At 47.8% G+C, this 3172-nt stretch carries 2 protein-coding genes and 2 tRNA genes; all 4 read left to right on the top strand.

What is annotated here, in order from left to right; genetic code table 11:
- Nucleotides 1-299: 299 nt before the first annotated feature.
- The 4 genes from IV54_RS09935 (at nt 300) to IV54_RS09920 (ending at nt 2910) form a co-directional block, all read left to right on the top strand.
- Nucleotides 300-1781 carry a peptide MFS transporter gene (locus IV54_RS09935; RefSeq protein ID WP_057879175.1) on the top strand — a complete coding sequence of 494 codons (1482 nt, stop codon included), beginning with the start codon at nt 300-302 and terminating at the stop codon, nt 1779-1781.
- A 66-nt stretch (nt 1782-1847) separates the two neighbouring features.
- Nucleotides 1848-2663, top strand: a complete 816-nt coding sequence (locus tag IV54_RS09930) for a metallophosphoesterase (RefSeq protein WP_237756714.1) — start codon at nt 1848-1850, stop codon at nt 2661-2663.
- Between the two features lie 83 nt (nt 2664-2746).
- Nucleotides 2747-2829 (top strand) — tRNA-Tyr (locus IV54_RS09925).
- A 9-nt stretch (nt 2830-2838) separates the two neighbouring features.
- Nucleotides 2839-2910, top strand: a tRNA-Gln gene (locus IV54_RS09920).
- The last annotated feature ends 262 nt before the right edge of the window (nt 2911-3172 follow it).

The raw sequence follows: 3172 nt of genomic DNA, 5'->3' as shown, positions 1-3172 counted from the left end.
GAATAAAGAACTGGTCTAGTAGAGCAGGTGTTGCACTTCAATTTTAAATCGAGGAATGAATAAAAAATAAAAGGATTGCATGAGACGGCTCATGTTTTCATCATTATTTTTTCCTAGGCGTGACGCGGTATGCAGCGCTTTCTCCACCGAAAACCGTTGCGTAACGGCACTTCATGCAGTATAATTACTACTATGTTTTATTAGAGGTCTATGAGACACTTTGCCGGCCGCCTTTTTCTTGACGGCGAAACAAAAATAAAAATATTCATTTTAACAATCGTACTGGAGGTATTATCGTTTTGAATAACAAACCAGAAACGCCTACCCAAGACCGCACTTTCTTTGGTCAACCGCGGGGGTTATCGACTCTGTTCTTCACCGAAATGTGGGAACGGTTCAGTTACTATGGGATGCGGGCCATCCTTATCTACTACATGTACTACTCTGTTACCAAGGGTGGTCTGGGCTTTGACCAAGCCACGGCTGCTTCGGTAATGTCCATCTACGGGTCCATGGTTTACTTGGCATCCGTTTTAGGTGGTTACTTAAGTGACCGGGTATGGGGGAGTCGTAAGACTGTCTTTATTGGTGGGATTTTAATCATGTTCGGGCATATTGCCTTATCAATCCCTGCCGGTGCTATGGCACTCTTCATCTCCATTCTCTTGATCGTTTTGGGGACTGGGCTGTTAAAGCCTAACGTTTCCGAAATGGTTGGGGGTCTCTATGACGAAGGTGACACTCGGCGTGATGCCGGGTTCACGATCTTCGTCTTCGGGATTAACTTAGGTTCCCTGGTTGCCCCACTGATCGTTGGGTGGTTAGGTCTGAAGTACAACTTCCACTTAGGGTTCTCTCTGGCCGCTATCGGGATGTTCCTTGGTTTGATTCAATATTGGTACGGTGGTAAGAAGTACCTGAGCAAGGAAAGTCTTTACCCAACCGACCCCTTGGAACCAGGTGACATGTCTAAGTTAACCGTTCGTTCGCTCGTTGGTTTAGTTGCCTTCGGGTTGGTCGTTCTCTTGATGTTCTTGTTAGGTTCTCTGAACTTAAACAACTTCGTGATGTTACTTTCTACTATTGCCTTGGCAGCACCTGTGATCTACTTCGTCATCTTCCTGACGAGTAAGAAGGTTACGCCAACCGAAAGAAAACACGTTTGGGCATACCTCGGACTCTTCATTGCCGCAACGATCTTCTGGGCAATTGAAGAACAAGGGTCATCTGTTTTGGCCTTATTCGCTGCTAACCAAACGAACAACGACTTCTTGGGCTTCCACATCTTACCTTCTTGGTACCAGATGTTAAACCCACTGTTCATCCTGATCTACACGCCATTCTTTGCCATGCTGTGGAACCGTTGGGGTAAGAAGCAACCAAGTTCACCAGCCAAGTTTGCAACTGGGATGTTGTTCGCCGGGGCTTCCTTCTTACTGATGTTTGTTCCTGTAACGTTGTTTGGGACGGATGCTAAGATTAGCCCACTGTGGTTAGTCGGGAGTTGGGCAATCGTTGAAATTGCCGAACTGTTGATTTCCCCAATTGGGTTGTCGGTGACGACCAAGCTGGCACCAAAGGCGTTCCAATCTCAAATGATGAGTATGTGGTTCTTGGCCGATGCCGCTGGGCAAGCTGTTAACGCCCAAGCCGTTAAGCTGTACACGCCAGGTAACGAAGGTGGGTACTTCCTGGGCGTAGCCATTGTGGCCATCGTCGCTGGATTAATCCTGTTCGCTCTGGTAAAACCTATTAAGAATTTAATGGCCGGAATTAAATAATCAATTTAACCGGTAAAAAGTGCTACTCTATGGGGGTAGCACTTTTTTTGTGGAGGAGGTTTTTTCGTGGTTAAAGTGGCATTGGTTAGTGATCTGCATTTTGACGTGAACCATCAAGAACTCGACACCGTCATCCCAGCCCACGTGGCTTGGTTGAAGCAACACCAAGTAGGGGTGTACCTCATTGCTGGTGACATCAGCAATCACTTCGCCCAGTCGTTAGCCTATGCTGAACGCATGCAGGCGGCCTTAGAACCCGCGCAGGTCCGCTTCGTGGCTGGGAATCACGATATGCTCCACGACGTCACCTACGACGAGTTAGGGACGTCTCTGGCACCCACCTACCTCCATCAACAGGTTTTAGATGTTGCCGGAACCAATTGGCGGATCGTGGGGAACAACGGCTGGTATGATTATGGTTTTGCCGATAACCTTCCAGGCCGAGACTTTGCGACCTGGAAGCGGGCCTTCTGGGTGGATGGCAGTATCTCTCAGCCACAGTCCGATCCGGAACGTTTGGCGGCGGAACTGCCCTTGATTCAAGACCAACTCGACTTGGCCCGTGACGCTGGCAAACGAGTGCTGTTCATGACCCACTTTGTGCCCCGACGGGAATTCATTCGTTACACGGATGACAACCGTTTCTGGAATATGGCCAACGCGCTGTTAGGTAGTCCCCAAATGGGGGAGTTGCTGGCAAAAAATCAGGTAGAAACGGTCCTCTTTGGGCACGTTCACCGCCACTTTACGCCTCGGCAACTGGACGGATCCTGGTATTACGATCAGGCAGTCGGCTACCATAACCGGCGGATTAACGAGTGGACTCAGGATGATTTTGCTTCAGAATGGCGGCAACGGGTCCGTATTCTGAATTTAAACTAAAAACATGGCAAAAAATGCTTGACGATTTATGCAGAATTCTGTATGATAATAAACGTTGATTCGTTTCGGCGTTTCAAGTTTCTGGTGGGGTAGCGAAGTCTGGCTAAACGCGGCGGACTGTAAATCCGCTCCTTCGGGTTCGGTGGTTCGAATCCACTCCCCACCATTTTATTATTGGGCTATAGCCAAGTGGTAAGGCAACAGGTTTTGATCCTGTCATGCGCTGGTTCGAACCCAGCTAGCCCAACTTTAACCAGTCACTGTGTGTGGCTGGTTTTTTTGTGCACTTTTTTCTGATTGCGAGTCAATGAGCCGTTTAAATAATCCAGGTGTTAACGAATCGCCAGAACTCGGATTGAAAACCGGTTTGATTGGCGCCAGGTAAGAAATCATGCCAGCTGACTAATCGGATTCTCAGAAAATAAAAAAACTTTTTTCACCACGTTTTCAAAAAAAACCTCGATTTAAAATTGAAGTGCAACACCTGCTCTACTAGACCAGTTCTTTAT

Origin of the sequence: Levilactobacillus paucivorans (genome assembly GCF_001437125.1) — a bacterium.
Taxonomy (GTDB): domain Bacteria; phylum Bacillota; class Bacilli; order Lactobacillales; family Lactobacillaceae; genus Levilactobacillus; species Levilactobacillus paucivorans.
This window is presented reverse-complemented; position numbering and strand designations above follow the sequence as displayed.